This window comes from Sphingomonas sp. CL5.1 (genome assembly GCF_013344685.1).
Lineage (GTDB): Bacteria > Pseudomonadota > Alphaproteobacteria > Sphingomonadales > Sphingomonadaceae > Sphingomonas.
This window is the reverse complement of record NZ_CP050137.1, coordinates 3,174,562-3,192,277: the sequence shown is the minus strand read 5'-3', so window position 1 is coordinate 3,192,277 and position 17,716 is coordinate 3,174,562. Positions and strand designations below refer to the sequence as shown.

Sequence of the window (17,716 nt, the reverse complement as noted above, 5' to 3'; positions counted from 1 at the left end):
GTCGAGAGCGGCGATGCGGATCGTCTTCATGGGAACGCCAGCCTTCGCGGTGCCGACGCTCGATGCGCTGGCCGACGCGGGGCATGAGATCGTCGCGGCATACAGCCAGCCGCCGCGTCCCGGCGGGCGGCGCGGGCGCGAGCTGGTCCCCTCGCCTGTCCAGCGGCGCGCGGAGGAACTGGGCATCGCGGTGCGCACGCCGGTAAGCCTCAAGGCGCCGGAGGAGCAGGCGGCGTTCGCGGCGCTCGACGCGGACGTGGCGGTGGTCGCGGCTTACGGCCTGATCCTGCCGCGCGCCGTGCTGGAGGCGCCGCGCCTCGGCTGTCTCAACGTCCACGGCTCGCTACTGCCGCGCTGGCGCGGGGCGGCGCCGATCCAGCGCGCGATCCTTGCCGGCGACGCGGAGACCGGCGTCGGCATCATGCAGATGGAGGCGGGGCTGGATACCGGCCCGGTGCGGCTGGAGGGGCGCACGCCGATCGACGGCAAGACGGCGGGCGAGCTGACCGACGAGCTCGCCGCGCTCGGCGCGCGGCTGATGGTGGAGGTGCTGACCGATCCGGCCGCGTATCCGCCGGTCGCGCAACCGGAGGAAGGCGTCACCTACGCCGCCAAGATCGCCAAGGAGGAAACCCGGCTCGACTTCGCCCAGGATGCGGCGGCGGTGGAGCGGCAGGTCCGCGCCTTCAACCCGCCGGGCGCTTGGTTCGAGGCGAACGGCGAGCGGGTGCGGATGCTGGAGGCAACCGTGGAAGACACCGGCGGCGCGGCGGGAATCGTGCTGGACGACCGCCTCGCCATCGCCTGCGCGACGGGTGCGATCCGGCCGACTCTGGTCCAGCGCGCCGGGCGCGGGGTGATGACCGCCACCGACCTGCTCCGCGGCTTCCCCATTCCCGCCGGCACCGCGCTGTGACCCGATTCGCGCTGACGATCGAATATGACGGCCGCCCCTTCATTGGCTGGCAGCGGCAGGCGCACGGCCCCAGCGTGCAGCAGGCGCTGGAGGAGGCCGTCTTCGCGATCACCGGCGAGGAAGCGGCTGTCCAGGCCGCCGGACGCACCGACGCGGGCGTTCACGCCACCGCGATGCGCGCGCATGTCGATATCGCGAAGCCGATCACCCCGTTCCGGCTGATGGAGGCGCTCAACGCCCGTGTCCGCCCCGCCCCGGTCGCGGTGCTGGCGGCAGAGGAGGTGGCGGACGACTGGCACGCACGCTTCTCCTGCATCGGCCGGCATTACCGCTACGTGATCGTCCAGCGCCGCGCGCAGCTCACCTTCGAGCACGGCCTCGCGTGGCGCGTCACCACGCCGCTCGACGTGGCGGCGATGCAGGCGGGCGCGGCGCGGCTGGTCGGGCGGCATGACTTCACCACCTTCCGCTCGGCGCATTGCCAGGCGGACAACCCGCTGCGCACGCTCGACCGGCTGGACGTCGTGGCGGACGGCGCGCGGATCGACGTGTACGCCTCCGCCCGTTCGTTCCTGCATCATCAGGTGCGTTCGATGGTCGGCTGCCTCGCGCTGGTCGGACAAGGCAGATGGACGCCTGACGACGTGACGGAAGCGCTGGAGGCGCGCGCTCGCGCAGCGCTCGGCTATAACGCGCCGCCGGACGGGCTTTATTTCATCGGGGCGGACTATCCGGCCGGGTGAAGCGCGCCGCCAGCTCGACATGGGTCGACCAGCGGAACTGGCCGACCGGCTGCACCCATTCCAGCACATAGCCGCCTTCGCACAATGTCTTGGCATCGCGCGCGAAGCTGCTGGGATTGCATGAAACATAGCCCACCAAGGGCGTCTTGCTCGCCGCCAGCATCTCGACCTGTTCGCGCGCACCGGCACGGGGGGGATCGAGGATCACGGCCGCGAAGCGATCCAGTTCCGTCGGCATCAGCGGGCGGCGATAGAGGTCGCGATGCTCGGTAAACAATTGCCGGCCAGCCCGCGCCGCCGCGCCCTTGAGCGACAGAATCGCATCGCGCGCGCCCTCCGCCGCATAGACCTTCGCCGGCAGCGCCAGCGCGAAGGTGCCGAGGCCGGCGAACAGGTCCGCGACGGTCGGCGCACCCGCCACCGCCTCGCGCATCGCGGCGACCAGCGCCGCCTCTCCCTCGCGCGTCGCCTGAAGGAAAGCGGCGGGCGGCAGCGGCACCGGCACGCCGCCGAGCGTGACCGTCACCGCATCCGGCTCCCAACGCACCTCGGGACCGAACCCCTCGTCGAACGCCAGCCGCGCTAGGGCATGGCGCGCGGCGAAATCAGTGATCGCCTCCGCCGACTCCAGCCCCTCTGGCAGCGCGCCCGAAATCAGCACGTCCGCTCCCTGATCGGCAAGCGTCAGGTGCACGTCGAGCCGCCGCTTCAGCCGCAGCCGACCGAGCAGCCGCTTTAGCGGCGCGACCAAAGCGAACAGTTCCGTTGCGAGGACATAGCATTCGGCCAGATCGACGATCGCGTGGCTTTTCTCGCCGGTGAAGCCGAGCCGCCCCGCCGGCTCCCAATGCAATGTCGCGCGGCGGCGGGTGCGCGGCGGGGAGAGCGCGGGCGGGCGGATGTCGCTCGCCAGCTCCTGCGCGGCGAGCGCGGAGGCGATGCGGTCGGTGATGAAGCCCGCCCATGATACGTCGTCGAGATGCTGGAGTTGGCACCCGCCACATGCAGGGAAATGCCGGCACGGCGGGGTCATGTGATGCGGGCCAGGAACGACCGTGCCGTCATCCTCCAGCAGATCGCCGGGCGCGGCGAAGGGCGCGTGGCGGCCGTCCGCCGTAACCCCTTCGCCGCGCGCGGCGACTCGCACGATCTCGCTCACAGACATGCCGCGATCGCCTCCGGCAGATGGCGCGCGAGATCGTCGGCGATGAAGGCGGGGCCGGCGCGGCGCGCGGCCTCGCCGTGCAACCACACCGCCTCGCCCGCCGCCGCCAGCGGATCGCGGGTGACCGCCAGCCGCGCCGCGACCAGCCCGGCAAGCACGTCGCCGGTGCCGGCGGTGGAGAGCCACGTCGGCGCGCCGGTCGCGACGCGCAGGTTGCCATCCGGCTCCGCGATCACCGTATCCGCGCCCTTGAACACGATCGTCGCGCCACTCGACCGGGCGGCGGCGAGCGCGCGATCGGTCTTCGCCGCGTCGCTCGCGCCGAACAGGGCGTCGAACTCGCCCATATGCGGAGTCAGGATCGTCGGGGCCTTCCGCGCCGCAACCACCTCGACCGAAACCAGCCGCAGCGCGTCGCCGTCGATCACCAGCGGCCGATCCGAGTCGATCGCCGCATCCAGCCGCTCCCGCGCTCGCTCATCGCGGCCCAGCCCCGGCCCGATCAGCAGTGCGTCGATCCGGTGGTCGGCGAGCGTCACGGGATCGAACCGACGCCGCACCACGGCATGCGGCACCTGATCGGTCGCGCTGCCGAGCAGCAGCACATAACCGGCGCCGCCGCCCGCCGCCGCGCTCGCCGCCAGCGCCGAAGCGCCGGGCATCGCCCCCGCGACGATCGCGACCATCCCCCGGCTGTATTTATGCGCCTCCGCTCCCGGCGCGGACAGACGCGGGCGGGTGAGCGCCGTGACCTCGCTTTCCGCCGCGACGCCGATATCGAGCACCGCGACATGCCGCGCCCGCGCCGCCGCCGGCAGCAGCAGGTGCGAGGGCTTGAGCGCGCCCAGCGCCAGCGTCAGGTCATATTCCGGCACCGGTGAGAGCAGCCGCCCGTCGTCGGTCGCTGCGCCGCTCGGCAGGTCGACCGCGATCCGCAGCCGCGCGCCGGCGGCAAGGCAGGTGAGCGTGGCCGCCACTTCCGGTTCAAGTCCGCGCGTCAGCCCGGTACCGAACAGTGCATCGACCAGCACCGGCGCGCGGCGCGCCTCTCCCAGTATCTCGACCGCGCCATCCCATCGCCGCCGCGCCGCGATCGCAGCCGCGCTGCGCGGCTCGCCGGTTGCCGCCACCCGCACCGGATGGCCTGCGGCCGCCAGCACGCGCGCCGCGACATAACCGTCCCCGCCATTGTTGCCGGGGCCGCAGAGGATCAGCACCTCCTGATCGCCCGCCAGCCGCCGCACCTGTCCCGCGATCGCCGTGCCGGCGCGCTCCATCAGTGTCTCGACGCTGGTGCCGGCCGCGACGGCGCGCTCCTCCGCCGCGCGCATCGCCGCCGCCGTCAGGATCGGCCTGCAGTCGAGCGGCATCATCGCCGCGTCGCGATCGTCGCGGGCAGACGGTAGCGGTCGTCCCCCAGCGCGACCTCGATCTCGTTGTTCCCCACGATCGTCACCCTTGCCGGCACCGCGCCGTCCGCCGCGACGACGCCGCGCCCGTCCTTCGTCACCAGCATGCGCCGGAAGCCGCCATCCGCATGACGCAACGTCAGCACCAGCCCGCGCGTCGTCTCGGCCCGCTCCACCCCGCAGGAAGGCGAGAAACCGGCCGCCCCGCCGAGCGCGCAGCCCAGATCTCCGGCGAGCCTGGGCGATGGCGCGTCAGTCTGATGCTCCTTACAGCCGGCGAGCAGCACGACCGCAAGGAACGCCGCGATCCGTCGATCAGATATCCGCGTAGACATGGCGCTCGGCAGCCGCGCCGGGATGCGTCACCGCGCCTTTGCGCGCCGGGCCGACATTCCGCGCATAGCGCCACAAAGCGCCCGATCCGTAATCGTTGACGCGCCCGGTCCACGCCTTGCGGCGCTCCGTCAGCACGGCCTCGTCGACCAGCAGGTCGATCGTGCCCGCCTCGGCGTCGATGCGGATCGTGTCGCCGTCCTCGACCAACGCGATCGGGCCGCCGTCCGCAGCCTCCGGCCCGACATGGCCGATGCAGAAGCCGCGCGTGCCGCCGGAGAACCGCCCATCGGTGATGAGCGCCACCTTCTCGCCCATGCCGAGGCCGTAGAGCGCGGCGGTGGTGGAGAGCATCTCGCGCATCCCCGGCCCGCCCTTCGGCCCCTCGTAGCGGATGATGATGACCTCGCCCTCGCGAATCTCGCGCTGCTCGACCGCCTGGAACGCCTCCTCCTCGCAATCGAAGCAGCGCGCCGGCCCCTCGAATTGCAGGCGATGCATCCCGGCGACCTTCACGATCGCGCCCTCGGGCGCGAGGCTGCCCTTGAGGCCGACGACGCCGCCGGTCGGGGTGATTGGCGTCCGCGCGTCGTAGATCACCTTCTGGTCAGGGTTCCACGTGACCTCGTCGATATTCTCGGCGAGCGTGCGGCCGGTGACGGTGAGGCAATCGCCGTGCAGCAGCCCCTCCGCCAGCAGCGTCTTCATCAGCATATAGACGCCGCCCGCCTCGTACATGTCCTTGGCGACATATTGGCCACCGGGCTTCAGATCGGCGCAATAAGGCGTGGTCTTGAAGATCTCGGCCACGTCGAACAGGTCGAAGTCGATCCCCGCCTCGTTCGCCATCGCCGGCAGGTGCAGCGCGCCGTTGGTCGAGCCGCCGGTCGCCGCGACGATGCGCGCGGCATTCTCGAACGCCGCGCGGGTGCAGATGTCGCGCGGGCGGATGTTCCGCGCCAGCAGCTCCATCACCTGCGCGCCGGCCGCCACCGCGATCTGCTCGCGCGAACTGTAAGGTGCCGGCACCATGTTGCTGTTCGGCAAGGATAATCCGATCGCCTCGCCGACGCAGGCCATGGTGTTGGCGGTATATTGTCCACCGCACGCGCCATGGCCGGGGCAGGCCACCTTCTCCAGCGCGTGCACTTCTTCGAGCGGGCAGGCGTGAGCGGCATATTTGCCGACAATCTCGAACACGTCGACCACCGTCACGTCGCGATCGTGGTAGCGGCCCGGGAGGATCGACCCGCCATAGACGAAGATCGACGGGATATTGAGCCGCAGCATCGCCATCATCATGCCCGGCAGCGACTTGTCACACCCCGCGAAACCGACCAGCGCGTCATAGCAATGGCCACGCACCGACAGCTCGACCGAATCGGCAATCACCTCGCGGCTGACGAGGCTGGACTTCATGCCCTGATGCCCCATCGCGATCCCGTCCGTCACGGTGATCGTGTTGAAACGGCGCGGCGTGCCGCCGCCCTGTTCCACTCCGCTGCGCGCCGCGTCCGCCTGCGCGTCCAGCGTGGTGTTGCACGGCGCGCTGTCGTTGCCGGCGGAGGCGAGCGCGACGAACGGGCGCGCGATCTCCGCCTCCGTCAGCCCCATCGCATAGTAATAACTGCGATGCGGGGCACGCTCCGGACCGACTGAAACGTGCCTACTGGGCAGGCGGGACTTGTCGAATCGATTTGTCATGCCGGCTCCGCTAGGCTCCGCGCCATACCCGCGCAACCCTTCGCATCGCGCTCAAAGCCGATCGAGCGCCCGCTGCACGCCCTCCATGGTGAAGGGCTTCATCAGTTGCGGGCGATCGCGATGGCGCTCGACGATCGTGTCGCTCGTCCCGCCGGTCGCGAAGACGAACGGGATGCCGGCCGTTTCCAGCGCGTCGGCGATCGCCCAGCTCTTTTCCCCGCCGCGCAGGTTGACGTCGAGGATCGCGCAATCGACCGCGCCGGATTCGACCAACGGCAATGCCTCCGCGCTGCAATCGGCGGTGCCGGCGCAGCTGCGCCCCAGCGCATCGACAAAGTCCTCCAGCATCATGGCGATGAGCGGCTCGTCCTCGACGATCAGGACTCTCTTGGTCATGCTCCGGCCCTTAACGAGCGGCGGCGGCGAAGCAAGTCCGTTACGCTGCCGTCAGCGCGTCGCGCGCCGCCTCGGCGAGCTGCTGCACGGAGAAGGGCTTCGGCAGGAAGGCGACATTGTCCAGGTCGATCGAGCGGCGGAGCTGCTCCTCGGCATAGCCCGACATGAACAGGATCGGCAGGTGCGGGTACCGCTCGCGCGCGTGGCGCGCCATCGTCGGCCCATCCATCGTCGGCATCACCACGTCGGAGATCAGCAGGTCGGGCGGCTGGCAGCTTTCCAGCAGCTCCAGCGCCGCCTCCCCGTTCTCGGCGCTCAGCACGGTATAGCCCTGGCGCGACAGCGCGCGTTCCGCCACCGCGCGGACCATCGCCTCATCCTCCACCAGCAGGACGGTGCCGGAGCCCCACAGGTCGGTCTGCCGCGGGCGCGCGGGCGCGCGGGCCGGCGCCACCGTGCCGCTGTTGTGGACCGGAAGGTAGATGGTGAACGTCGCGCCCTGGCCGGGGCGCGAATCGGCGAAGATGTAGCCGCCCGATTGCTTGACGATGCCATAGACGGTGGAGAGGCCAAGGCCGGTGCCCTTGCCCACCTCCTTGGTGGTGAAGAACGGCTCGAAAATCTTCGGCAGCACCTCGGGCGGGATGCCGGTGCCGGTATCGGATATCTCCAGCGCGGTGTAATCCGCCGCCGGCATGATGTCGCCACGCCCGCGCACCTCCGCGAGGCCGACCGAGCGGGTGCGAATCGTCAGCGTGCCGCCGCCATGCGGATTCTTCGTCATCATCGCGTCGCGCGCATTGACCGCGAGATTGACGACCACCTGCTCCAATTGCCCCGGATCGGCCCGCACCGCGCCGAGATCGCGCCCGTGGCTGACGTTCAACGTCACCGTCTCGCCGAGCAGCCGCTTGAGCAGGTTCGACACTTCCGACACCACGTCGGGCAGTTGCAGGACTTGCGGCCGCAGCGTCTGCTGGCGGGAAAAGGCGAGCAATTGCCGCGTCAGCCCCGCCGCGCGGTTCGAGTTGCTGCGGATCTGCTGGATATCGTCATAGTCGCTGTCGCCGGGCGAATGGCGCATCAGCATCAGGTCGCAATGGCCGAGGATGGCGGTGAGGATATTGTTGAAATCGTGCGCGACGCCGCCGGCGAGCTGGCCGACCGCCTGCATCTTGGTTGCCTGCGCGACCTCGCGCTTCAGCCGCGATTCCTCGCTATTGTCCTTGAGGCTGAGCACCACCGCCGCCTGCCCGAGGCCACGCGCGCCGGCGATGGTGAGCGCGACCGGCTCGTCCGGATGGTCGCGCAGCCTGACCGCCATGTCGCTCGATTGCGCGGCGCCGTTGGCGAAGCGGCGCACCGCGTCGGCCACCGCCGCCTTGTCCTCGCGCACCACGAGATCGCCCGGATAGAGCGGCGGCACCGCCGGATCGACCCCGGCGGCGCGCGCGAAGGCACGGTTCATCTGCACGAATCGTCCCTCGCGATCGACCAGCGCGATCCCGACCGGCATCAGCGAGACGAGCGTGCTGACATGGCTCGACGCCGTCACCCCATCGATCGCCTGCGCCTCCTCCTCCTCGTCGAGCATCGCGATGAGGAGGGGGCCGCCGTCGCCATCGGTGAACGGCACCTGCACGAGCCGCAGCGGATTGCCGTCCAGCCCCTCGCGCTCGAAGCGCACCAGCCCGCGGCTGTCGGTGATGAGGAAGCGGGCGAAGTCCATGCCCTCCACCTGTCCCTCGGCACGGCCGAGCGCACGATGCGCGAATACTGGATTGGCCGCGAGGATATGGCCGTCCGGCGCGATCATCGCCGCCATGATTCCGGCCGCGCCGAGCCGGTCGCCAAGATCGCCCGCCAGCGCATCGGTGAGCCGGTCGACGCGATTGGCGTTCGCGGCGCGCTCGAAGCGCCAGATCAGCATGTCCTGCCGGTCGCCCGCGCGGGTGATCTCCACGCTCACCGTCTGGCGATCGAGCCGGAGCTGCGCCACCTGCGCCGCGCCGTCGCGCCATGCCGCGCGCCCGGCGGATGCGAGCGCCGACACGCTTCCCTCCTTCGCGGTCAGATCTGGCGGCGTCGGGAAGCCGCCGAACAGGGTTTCATAAAGGTCGTTGGCGCAAACCAGCCGCCCGCCGCGATCGGTGATCGCCACCGCGTCGTGCGAGGTCTGCGTGACGGCGCGGGCGAGGCCCCAGTCCGGCTCGCTATCGGCCTCGTCGCGTCCCTGCCCCAGCGAACGCCATGCGATCACGCCGCCGACCACCACGATCGCGCTCGCGCCGAAGCCGGCGGCGAACACGCGGTCTCCCACCAGCCACAGCACGAGCAATGCCGCGAGCAGCGCCGCCGCCACCGCGACCGGCATTGCCGTGCGCGGGGTGAGCAGGGTCGGAGAAACGGGCGATCGGGAAGCCATGATCGCGGGTGATCCTTCGCCGCCCGCCACGCGTCAAGCGCGGACGAGCGGCGAATGCGGTCACCAGATACGAATCCGGGCCTCGGGCGAGAGGTAAAGCGCGTCGCCCGCCTTCACGCCGTAAGCGGCATACCACGGATCGAGATTGCGCACCGTCAGCACGCGCCAATGCCCCGGCGAGTGCGGATCGGAGAGCAGAGCCTGCCGCAGCGCCGGCTCGCGCTGCTTGATCCGCCACACCTGCGCCCAGCCGAGATAGAAGCGCTGATCTCCCGTGGTGCCGTCGATCACCGGCGCCGTCTTGCCGCCGAGCGTCTTGTGATAGGCATCGATCGCCACGGTGAGGCCGGCGAGGTCGGCGATATTCTCGCCCAGCGTCAGCCCGCCCTGGATATGCTGGCCGGGCAAAGGCTCATAGGCGTCATATTGCGCGACAAGCCGGTCGGTGAAGCTCTTGAACCGCTCCACGTCGCGCGGCGTCCACCAGTCGGTCAGCTTGCCATGCGCGTCGTATTTGCGGCCCTGGTCGTCGAAGCCGTGGCTGATCTCATGCCCGATCACCGCGCCGATCGCGCCGTAATTCACCGCCGGATCGGCCTTGGGATCGAAGAACGGCGGCTGGAGGATCGCCGCCGGGAAGACGATCTCGTTCATCGGCGGGTTGTAATAGGCGTTGATCTCCATCGGCGTCATGAACCACTCGTCGCGGTCCACCGGCTTGCCGAGCTTGTCCAGCTCGCGCTGGAAATCGAACTCATTGGCGCGCGCGACATTGCCGACGAGATCGTCACGCTTCACCACCAGCTTCGAATAATCGCGCCATTTAACCGGATAGCCGATCTTGGGGCGGAAGGTGGCGAGCTTGGCGAGCGCCTTCTCCTTCGTCTCCGGCGCCATCCATTCCAGCTTGCGCAGCCGCTCGCCCATCGCGGCGATCAGGTTCTTCACCAGTTCGTCCGCCGCCGCCTTCGCCTCGGGCGGGAAATATTTCGCGACATAGGCGCGGCCGATATCCTCGCCCAGTTCGTCCTTGATGAGGTCGCTGCCGCGCTTCCACCGTGCCGGCTGCTCCGGCGTGCCCGACAGGACGGTGCCGTAGAAGCCGAAGCGGGTCTTGTTGAAATCGTCCGAGAGGAAGCGCGCATAGCCGCCGATCATGCGGAGCAGCAGGTGATCCTTCAGCACCGCGACCGGCGTGTTGGCCCAGATCTTCGCCTCGGCGGCAAGCGCGCTCGGCTGCGCGACGAGATAGTCGCCGGTGACGGGCATTCCGGCCGCCCTGGCGAAGCCGGCCCAGTCGAACCCCGGCGCGCGCGTGGCGAGATCGGCGAAGGCGATCTTGTTGTAGGTCTTGTCCGCGTCACGGCTCTCGATCCGCGTCCAGTGCGCGCCGGCCAGCGCCTTCTCGAACGCGAAGACGGCGGCGGCGCGGCTGTCGGCATCCGGCTCGCCCGCCAGTGTCAGCATCTTCGCGAGATAGGCCTGATAGGCGGTGCGGGTCCTGGCGAGTTCGGGATCGTCCTTCAGATAATAATCGCGATCCGGCAGGCCCAGCCCGCCCTGCGCCAGCGAAACGATATAGGCGTCGGGGTTCTTGTCGTCCTGCCCGACATAGGTTTCAAACAGGTCGGACACGCCGTAACGCTGCATCCGCGCCGCCTCGATCGTCAGCGCGTTTCTGTCGTTCGCCGCCTTGATCGCGGTGATCCACGGCCTGATCGGCACGGCGCCCTTCGCGTTGACCGTCGCCTCGTCCATGAAGCTGGCATAGAAATCGCCCGACTTGTTGCCGGGCTGCCCCGACACTTCCTCGAGCAGCGCGCGCAGCCGCTGCTGCGACAGGTCCTGCAACTTGTGGAACATGCCGTAAGAGGCGCGATCGGCGGGAATTTGCGCATTCTTCTGCCAATCGCCATTCGCGTAGTCGTAGAAATCCTTGCCCGGCGGGACGGCGGTGTCGCGACCGGCCAGGTCGACGCCGAAATCCCCGATCTCGGGGCGCGACTGGTCGGCGGGGGCGGATTGCGGCGCGGTCTGCGCGATGGCGGCGGCGCCGGCGGTAACGAGCAGGGAAGCAAGGATGATCGAACGCATCGACAGTGGACCTTCTGGTCTTTTCAGGATGCGTCGTGATTTACGCCGATAACACGCCTCGTCAAATACCGGTTACGGATGCGACGATTTCGCGCGATCATCCGCGCTGGCGCATCAGGCGTCCCGCCTCCCGCTTCCAGTCGCGTTCCTTGATCGCCTCGCGCTTGTCATGCGCCTTGCGCCCCCTGGCGAGCGCCAGTTCCACCTTCGCGCGGCCCTGGCTGTTGAAATAGACCGAGAGCGGCACCAGCGTCATGCCCTCGCGCGCGACGGCACCGTGCAGCTTGTTGATCTCGCGCTCGTGGAGCAGCAGCTTGCGCGGGCGGCGCGGCGAGTGATTGAATCGATTGCCGTGGCTGAACTCCGGCACGTTAGAGTTTATCAGCCAGACCGCGCCGTCGCTCACCTCGGCATAGCTCTCCGCTATCGACCCCTCGCCGAAGCGCAGCGACTTCACCTCGGTGCCGGTGAGCACGATCCCCGCCTCGAACTTGTCCTCGATGGAATATTCGAACCGTGCGCGTCGGTTCTCGGCGACGACCTTCTTCTTGTCGAACGTGGCTGGCTTGGGACGAGGCATAAGGCGCGCGATGTAGGGTCAGAGGCCGGCGTGCGCCAGCCCCGCGTCGACCGCCTTGCGCGCGGCCTCGCCCGCCGGGGTCATCGGCAGGCGCAGGCCAGCGGGGAATCCCGGCCTCACCTTCGTCATTGCATATTTGACCGGCCCCGGCGACGCATCGGTGAACAGCGCGACATGGAGCGCGAACAGGCGATCGTGCAGTTCGAGCGCCCTGGCATAATCGCCCACCGCGCAGGCCGACTGGAAATCGGCGCACAGGCGCGGCGCGACATTGGCGGTGACCGAGATGCACCCTACCCCGCCCGTCGCGTTATAGCCCAGCGCAAGATCGTCGTTGCCCGAAAGCTGGCAGAAGCCCGCGCCGAGCGCCGCGCGATGCTGCGACACGCGCTGGAGCACGCCCGAGGCGTCCTTCACCGCGACGAACACCTCCGGGAAGCCGGCGACGATGCGAATCAGCGTTTCCGGCTGGATATCCGTCACGGTGCGGGCGGGAACGTTGTAGAGCACGATCGGCAACCCCGCCCGTGGCGCGAGCGCGGCGAAATGCCGGTAGATGCCTTCCTGCGACGGGCGGTTGTAATAAGGCGGCACCATCAGCGCGGCATCCGCCCCCGCCTCCTTCGCGGCGGCCAGATTCGCGGCGGCGACGCGGGTGTCGTTCGATCCGGCCCCGGCGATCACCGGCACGCGGCCCCTCGCCTGATCGACGCAAATCTTCACGATCGCGAACTGCTCCTCCTTGGTCAGCGTCGCCGCTTCCCCCGTCGTGCCGCACGGCACCAGTGCGGCGGAGCCTTCGGCGATCTGCCATTCGATCAGCTCGCGATAGGCCGATTCGATGAAATCGCCATGCGCGTCGAACGGCGTGACGAGCGCCGGAATAGAGCCGGAAAACATGATTGTGCGTTCCTGAATGCGCGAAGATGGTAGGTTCGTTCAGGACAGATACGGGTTGAGCGGCTAGTCTGTCCATAACGGTGGCTGGATTGAAGGCAGGTGTTTTGATCGGATTGCTTGCAGGGGCCGGCGCGGCATTGGCGCTCGCGCAGGATCAGGGCGAATCATATGCGACCCGCATGGCGAACATGCGCGCGCAGCAGCGGGAGACACAGGTCGCCGCGCCCGCCGCCGCGCCGCGCCCCATGCCGGTCATCAACGCCGCCGGGCTGGTCCAGTCGATCGCGCAATGGAAGGCACTCCAGCAGACCGACGCCTTGCCGTTCGACAGCTATGCCACCTTCCTGCTCGCCCATCCCGGCTGGCCGGGCGAAGCGGCGAATCGCCGCGCGGCGGAGAAGCAGGCGGCGGCCGGAACCGCGTCGGCGTCGAGCATGGTCGCCTATTTCCGCCGCTTCCCGCCGCAATCGGCCGCCGGCGGCCTCGCCTATGCGCGCGCGCTCGCCTCGACCGGCTCGATGGCGGAGGCGAATGAGGCGGCGCGCGCGGCGTGGCGGCGCGGCGCGCTCTCCGCCGCTGACGAGGCGGCATTGCTCCAGCAATTCGGCGGCGCGCTCCGGCCGGAGGATCAGGACGCGCGGATGGACGCGCTGTTGTGGCAGGGCGCGACCAGCGTAGCGGCGCGGCAGATCAACCTCGTTTCCCCGTCGCAGCGACCGCTGTTCGAGGCGCGGCTCGCCTTCCGCGGCGGCGCGGCCAACGCGGCCGACCTCGCCGCGCAATATGACGTGATCGGGGAGCGCGACGCCGGTTATATCGCGGACAAGGCGACGTGGCTCGGCCGCACCAACCCCGCCGCCGCCCGCATGTGGCTCGCCCGCAGCCGCGCCGCCGGGATGAACCGGCCCGGCAATCCCGAGAAATTCTATCTGGTGCTCTACGCCAACGCCAAGGCGGCGGCGAACGACGGCCAGTGGCAGACCGCCTATGACATCGCCCGGCAGGTCGACGACGCCTATCCCGCCGGCACCGACGTCTCGACCAAATCCTATGGCGAGCGCGACCAATATACCAACCTGGTCTGGCTCGCCGGCCAGACCGCGCTGACCAGGCTGAGGCGGCCGGCGGACGCGATGCCGCTGTTCGACCGCTATGGCCGCGGCACGATCGCGCCGCAGACGCGGGCCAAGGGCTTCTACTGGGCGGCGCGCGCGGCGGAAGCGGCCGGGCGGGCGACGGAAGCGAACGCCTTCTTCGAGCGCGCCGCCGGCTTCCGCGACCAATATTACGGCCAGCTCGCCAACGAGCATCTCGGCCGGGCGCTGGTCGCCCCGCCGCCGCTCAACGCCAGCCCGGTCGCGCCCGCCGCCCGCACCGCCTTCTATGGCCGGGAGGTGGTGCGCGCCGCGCAGTTCCTCGGTTCAGCGAACGACTGGCAGGACCAGACCGCGTTCGTGAAGCAGATCGCGGCCGACGCGACCAGCGATAGCGATCACCTGCTCGCGGACGAGCTGTCGCGCTCGATCGGGCGGCCCGATCTCGGCGTGATGGTCGGGCGCAAGGCGATGCAGAACGGTCTGACGCAATATATCGCCACCGGCTTTCCCACCGTCACCGTGCCGGGCGGCTATGACGACGAATGGACGATGATCCATGCGATCTCGCGACAGGAGAGCAATTTCGATCGCATGGCTGTCTCCGGCGCCGGGGCGCGCGGTCTGATGCAGCTCATGCCCGGCACCGCGCGGGAACAGGCGGCGAAGATGGGGCTTGCCTATAACGTCGGCGCGCTGACCAGCGACACGAGCTACAACATCCAGCTTGGATCGACTTATTTCCAGCGCATCTTCAAGCTGTTCGGCAGCTATCCGCTGGCGATCGCGGCCTATAACGCCGGGCCGGGCAACGTGAACAAATGGCTCGCGGCGAACGGCGATCCGCGCACCGGCGCGGTCGACATGGTCGACTGGGTGGAGGCGATCCCCTTCACCGAGACGCGCAGCTACGTCCAGCGCGTGCTGGAGAATGCGGTGGTCTATGACCTGATGAACCCGCAAAAGGCGCGGAGCCGGGGGCCGGCGAACCTGAGCTGGTATCTCGGCCGGTCGAAACGGGGCTGAGCCATGGAGCGCCCGAATTACATCACCCCGGCGGGTTATGCCGCGCTGCGCGCCGAATATGACGCGCTGTTCGCGAAGGAGCGGCCGGCGCTGGTCGACACGATCGCCTGGGCGGCCGGCAACGGCGACCGTTCCGAGAACGGCGACTATATCTACGGCCGCAAGCGGCTGCGCGAGATCGATCGGCGACTCGGCTGGCTGTCGAAGCGGATGAAGGCGGCGAAGGTGGTAGATCCGGCGCAGGCCCCCGATCGCGCCCGCGTGTTCTTCGGCGCGACGGTGACGATCGCGGACGAGGACGACAATCACCGCACGCTCACCCTCGTCGGCGATGACGAAGCGGACGCGGGCAAGGGCCTGATCGGCTGGAACGCCCCCCTCGCCCGCGCGCTGCGCGGCGCGGCTGTGGCGGATCTGCGTCGTGTCGCGCTACCCGCGGGCGAGCGTGAATATGAAGTGATCGCCATCACTTATCCCGGCGGTTGACGATCGCGCGCCGGAGGGCGATCAGGCCGCATGGCCATCGACAATTCGAACCTCAACGTCGCGCTGCTGATCGACGCCGACAACGCCTCATGGCACGCGATCGACCCGGTGCTGACCGTCCTTGCCGAGCTGGGCAGCGTCAACGTCCGCCGGGTCTATGGCAACTGGACCAAGCCAGGGTTGAAGGGCTGGCGCGACATGACCGTGAAATACGGCATCGAGCCGCAGCAGCAGTTCGACCTGACCAAGGGCAAGAACGCCACCGACATGAAGATGACGATCGACGCGATGGACCTGCTCTATCGCGGCCGGGTGCAGGCATTCGGCATCATGTCGTCGGACAGCGACTTCATGCCGCTCGCCATGCGTATCCGGCAGGACGGCTATGACGTCTATGGCTTCGGATCGAGCCGCACGCCGCAGGCGTTCCAGAACGCCTGCTCGCGCTTCATCGACATCGACAAGCTGGCGGCCGCCCCTGCCTCCGCGCCCGTCGAGCCGGTCGCCGCAACGCCCCCGCAAGCCAGCGCGCGCAAGGCGGACGTCGATCCCGAACTGGTGAAGCTGCTGATCGACGCTTACGACAATGTGAAGCGCGACGAGCGCGGCTTCGTGAGCCTGTCGGCGATGGGGCAGCTTGCCGCGAATCGTTCGAGCTTCGACGTGCGCAACTATGGCTTCAAGCGCCTCTCCGATCTGATCCAGTCGGTCCCCAATTTCTCGACGGAGCGCCGCGACGACGGCCGCGTCTTCGTCCGCCGCGTCCACTAGGAGTCATCATGCGCATCCCTCCCCTCCTCGCTCTTGCCACCGTCCTCGCCGCGCCGGCCGCCGCGCAAACCGACCCGCAACGTCTCTCCGATATCGTCCGCACCCTCGCCTCGCCCGAGTTCGGCGGACGTTCACCGGGTACGGCCGGCGAGAAGACGACGACCGACTGGCTGGTCGCCGAGTTCAGGAAGCTCGGGCTGGAGCCGGGCGCGGCTGACGGCCAGTGGATACAGCAGGTGCCGCTGATCCACACCCGCATCGGCGACGGGACGATCAGCGCCGGGGACATGCCGCTGGTGCAGGGCAAGGACGTCGCGATGACGACGGTGCGCGACGCCGCCCATATCTCGATCAAGGACGCCCCGATGGTGTTCGTCGGCTATGGCGTGTCCGCGCCAGAGGCGAAGTGGGACGATTTCAAGGGCGTGGACGTGCGCGGCAAGGTCGTCGTGTTCCTTGTCAACGATCCCGATTTCGCCGCCCGTCCGGGCGAGGATGCGGTCGGCCGGTTCGGCGGCAAGCGCATGACCTATTACGGTCGCTGGACGTATAAGTATGAGGAAGCCGCTCGACGCGGCGCGGTGGCCGCGCTGATCGTCCACGACACCGACGCGGCCGGCTATCCATGGTCCACCGCCAACGCCTCGAACGGCGAGAATTACGATATCGTGCGCGGCGCGGACGATCAGCGCGTGCCGTTGCAGGGCTGGATCTCGCACGAGGCAGCAGACCGGCTGTTCGCGTCCGCCGGGCTGGACCTCGCGAAGCTGCGTGTCGCCGCCCGCTCCACCGCCTTCCGCCCGGTCGAGATGAAGCCGCGTTTCTCCGCCGATCTCGCCGTCAGCGCCGAGCGGATCGAGAGCGCCAACGTCCTCGCGAAGATCACCGGCGCCAGGCGGCCGGACGAGACGGTGATGTTCGGCGCGCACTGGGACGCCTATGGCGAAGGCCCGCCCGACGCGAGTGGCCGCACGCTGCGGCCCGGCGCCAACGACGACGGGCTGGGCACTGCCGGCGTGCTGGAGCTGGCGCGCCAGTTCAAGGCCGCGCCGAAGCCCGACCGCACGCTCGTCTTCGCTTTGTGGACGGGTGAGGAGCGCGGGCTGCTCGGCTCCGAATATTACGCCGCGCATCCCATCTATCCGCTGGCGAAGACCGCCGCGAACCTGACGCTCGATATCCTCCAGACCGCCGGGCCGGCGAAGGACGTGACGCTGGTCGGCGCGGGCGCCTCGTCGCTCGACACGTTGCTGGCGACGGCCGCAAAGGCGCAGGGCCGCATCGTCACCCCCGAAACGGCGAGCGAGCGCGGCCTGTTCTATCGCGCCGACCATTTCTCGGTCGTCCGGCGCGGCGTGCCGTCGATGATCCTGATGGCGCTCGGCGGCGCGCCCGACCTCAAGGCGGGTGGCCGCGAGGCGGGGCAGAAATGGCTCGACGCCTATATGGCCTGCTATCACAAGACTTGCGACACCTGGTCCGCCGACTGGAACCTCGGCGGCGCGGCGCAGGATGTCGATCTGTTCTTCACGATGGGCAAGCAGCTCTCCAAGGCCGGCGTCTGGCCGACATGGAGCGCGGGCAGCGAATTCCTCACGCTGCGTAGCCAGAGCGCAGCGGAGCGGAAGTAACCGCCTCTCGCCGCTCCGGATTCATGCCGGAGCGGCGGACGCC

At 69.3% G+C, this 17,716-nt stretch carries 15 protein-coding genes; 6 read left to right on the top strand and 9 right to left on the bottom strand.

All coding sequences use genetic code 11. The features are described from left to right. The first annotated feature begins 13 nt into the window (after nucleotides 1-13). Nucleotides 14-916: a methionyl-tRNA formyltransferase gene (fmt, locus tag F9288_RS15365; RefSeq protein ID WP_174837588.1), complete on the top strand. Its 903-nt coding sequence runs from the start codon at nucleotides 14-16 to the stop codon at nucleotides 914-916. Beyond that, on the top strand, nucleotides 913-1,659 hold the full coding sequence (gene truA / locus F9288_RS15360; RefSeq protein ID WP_174837587.1) for a tRNA pseudouridine(38-40) synthase TruA: 747 nt from the start codon (nucleotides 913-915) through the stop codon (nucleotides 1,657-1,659). Before fmt ends, truA begins: the two co-directional genes overlap by 4 nt. On the opposite strand, the gene F9288_RS15355 is transcribed toward truA, so the two are convergent. From F9288_RS15355 to dapA, 9 genes are all read right to left on the bottom strand, one after another. After that, nucleotides 1,631-2,824 (bottom strand): class I SAM-dependent RNA methyltransferase, encoded by a 1,194-nt coding sequence (locus F9288_RS15355; RefSeq protein ID WP_174837586.1) that lies wholly within the window; start codon nucleotides 2,822-2,824, stop codon nucleotides 1,631-1,633. The genes truA and F9288_RS15355 overlap by 29 nt on opposite strands. After that, a complete protein-coding gene (locus F9288_RS15350; protein ID WP_174837585.1) occupies nucleotides 2,815-4,197 on the bottom strand; it encodes an NAD(P)H-hydrate dehydratase in 1,383 nt (460 codons plus the stop codon). The genes F9288_RS15355 and F9288_RS15350 overlap by 10 nt, the downstream gene beginning before the upstream one ends. After that, the gene (locus F9288_RS15345; RefSeq protein ID WP_174837584.1) at nucleotides 4,194-4,568 is read right to left on the bottom strand and encodes a hypothetical protein; all 375 of its coding nucleotides are present in this window, start codon (nucleotides 4,566-4,568) and stop codon (nucleotides 4,194-4,196) included. The genes F9288_RS15350 and F9288_RS15345 overlap by 4 nt, the downstream gene beginning before the upstream one ends. Beyond that, nucleotides 4,549-6,270 carry a dihydroxy-acid dehydratase gene (gene ilvD, locus F9288_RS15340; RefSeq protein ID WP_174837583.1) on the bottom strand — a complete coding sequence of 574 codons (1,722 nt, stop codon included), beginning with the start codon at nucleotides 6,268-6,270 and terminating at the stop codon, nucleotides 4,549-4,551. Before ilvD ends, F9288_RS15345 begins: the two co-directional genes overlap by 20 nt. 51 nt (nucleotides 6,271-6,321) lie before the next feature. Further along, entirely contained in the window at nucleotides 6,322-6,666 is a 345-nt protein-coding gene (locus tag F9288_RS15335; RefSeq protein ID WP_174837582.1) for a response regulator, read from the bottom strand. 40 nt (nucleotides 6,667-6,706) lie between these two features. After that, on the bottom strand, nucleotides 6,707-9,091 hold the full coding sequence (locus F9288_RS15330; protein WP_174837581.1) for an ATP-binding protein: 2,385 nt from the start codon (nucleotides 9,089-9,091) through the stop codon (nucleotides 6,707-6,709). 60 nt (nucleotides 9,092-9,151) lie between these two features. Then, on the bottom strand, nucleotides 9,152-11,185 hold the full coding sequence (locus tag F9288_RS15325; RefSeq protein WP_174837580.1) for a M13 family metallopeptidase: 2,034 nt from the start codon (nucleotides 11,183-11,185) through the stop codon (nucleotides 9,152-9,154). 97 nt (nucleotides 11,186-11,282) lie between these two features. Further along, nucleotides 11,283-11,765: an SsrA-binding protein SmpB gene (smpB, locus tag F9288_RS15320; RefSeq protein WP_174837579.1), complete on the bottom strand. Its 483-nt coding sequence runs from the start codon at nucleotides 11,763-11,765 to the stop codon at nucleotides 11,283-11,285. A gap of 18 nt (nucleotides 11,766-11,783) precedes the next feature. Beyond that, nucleotides 11,784-12,665 (bottom strand): 4-hydroxy-tetrahydrodipicolinate synthase, encoded by an 882-nt coding sequence (gene dapA / locus F9288_RS15315; protein ID WP_174837578.1) that lies wholly within the window; start codon nucleotides 12,663-12,665, stop codon nucleotides 11,784-11,786. A 104-nt stretch (nucleotides 12,666-12,769) separates the two neighbouring features. Between dapA and F9288_RS15310 the strand changes: the two genes are divergently transcribed. The 4 genes from F9288_RS15310 to F9288_RS15295 are packed head-to-tail and all read left to right on the top strand — an operon-like array spanning nucleotide 12,770 to nucleotide 17,673. Next, a complete protein-coding gene (locus F9288_RS15310; RefSeq protein ID WP_254620907.1) occupies nucleotides 12,770-14,785 on the top strand; it encodes a lytic transglycosylase domain-containing protein in 2,016 nt (671 codons plus the stop codon). A gap of 3 nt (nucleotides 14,786-14,788) precedes the next feature. Beyond that, a complete protein-coding gene (gene greB, locus F9288_RS15305) occupies nucleotides 14,789-15,271 on the top strand; it encodes a transcription elongation factor GreB (RefSeq protein WP_174837577.1) in 483 nt (160 codons plus the stop codon). Between the two features lie 30 nt (nucleotides 15,272-15,301). Beyond that, nucleotides 15,302-16,042 carry an NYN domain-containing protein gene (locus F9288_RS15300; RefSeq protein WP_174837576.1) on the top strand — a complete coding sequence of 247 codons (741 nt, stop codon included), beginning with the start codon at nucleotides 15,302-15,304 and terminating at the stop codon, nucleotides 16,040-16,042. A gap of 8 nt (nucleotides 16,043-16,050) precedes the next feature. Beyond that, nucleotides 16,051-17,673: a M28 family metallopeptidase gene (locus tag F9288_RS15295; protein ID WP_174837575.1), complete on the top strand. Its 1,623-nt coding sequence runs from the start codon at nucleotides 16,051-16,053 to the stop codon at nucleotides 17,671-17,673. The last annotated feature ends 43 nt before the right edge of the window (nucleotides 17,674-17,716 follow it).